We start from the raw sequence: 774 nt of genomic DNA, 5'->3' as shown, positions 1-774 counted from the left end.
CTGCAGGACAGCGGTGTCTCACCCGAGGACGTCGCCCTGGTGCTGGCCGAGGCCAAGGCAACCGAAGTCAGCGAGCGCAGGCCGGGTGCCCTGGTGCTGGGCTGCGACCAGACGCTGTCGCTCGGCGACGAGGTGTTCCACAAGCCGGCCGATAGGGAAGGCGCACGCCGTCATCTGCTGGCGCTGTCGGGCAGGACCCATCAGCTCAACAGCGCCGCGGTGCTGGTCCGCGACGGCGAGGTTTTGTGGCGCCATGTCGGCATCGCCTCGATGACCATGCGCAAGCTCGACCCGGCCTTCATCGGCCGCCATCTCGCCCGCGTCGGCGCCAAGGCGCTGTCCAGCGTCGGCGCCTATCAGATCGAAGGCGAAGGCATTCAATTGTTCGAGAAAATCGAAGGCGACCATTTCACGATTGTCGGCTTGCCGCTGTTGCCGCTGCTTGCCGAACTGCGCACGCTGGGAGCGATCGATGGCTGAGGCGTCAAAGAAGGCTTTCGTCACCGGCCATCCGGTCAAGCATTCGCGCTCGCCGAAGATCCATGGCCACTGGCTGGCCAAACATGGCATCGACGGAAGCTACCAGGCCATCGATGTCGCGCCGCAGGATTTTGCCGAGTTCGTGAACACGTTGCAGGCAAACAATTACCGCGGCGGCAACATCACCATCCCGCACAAGGAAGCGGCCTTCGCATTGGCCGAACGCCGCGACGAGGCGGCGCAGGAAATCGGCGCCGTCAACACGCTGTGGTTCGAGGGCGGCGTCCTGTGGGC

Annotated in this window: 1 protein-coding gene and 1 pseudogene; both read left to right on the top strand. The window is 65.0% G+C overall.

Annotated features, from left to right (window positions below; translation table 11 throughout):
• Positions 1-480, top strand: a 480-nt coding sequence (locus EN750_RS37110; RefSeq protein WP_127399466.1) for a Maf-like protein, incomplete at its 5' end; no start/stop codon positions are given.
• Positions 473-774, top strand: a pseudogene (locus EN750_RS37105) (shikimate dehydrogenase); the annotation flags it as partial. The gene EN750_RS37110 and the pseudogene EN750_RS37105, both read left to right, overlap by 8 nt.

Source organism: Mesorhizobium sp. M7A.F.Ca.ET.027.03.2.1 (assembly GCF_003999175.1).
Classification (GTDB): domain Bacteria; phylum Pseudomonadota; class Alphaproteobacteria; order Rhizobiales; family Rhizobiaceae; genus Mesorhizobium.
This window is presented reverse-complemented; position numbering and strand designations above follow the sequence as displayed.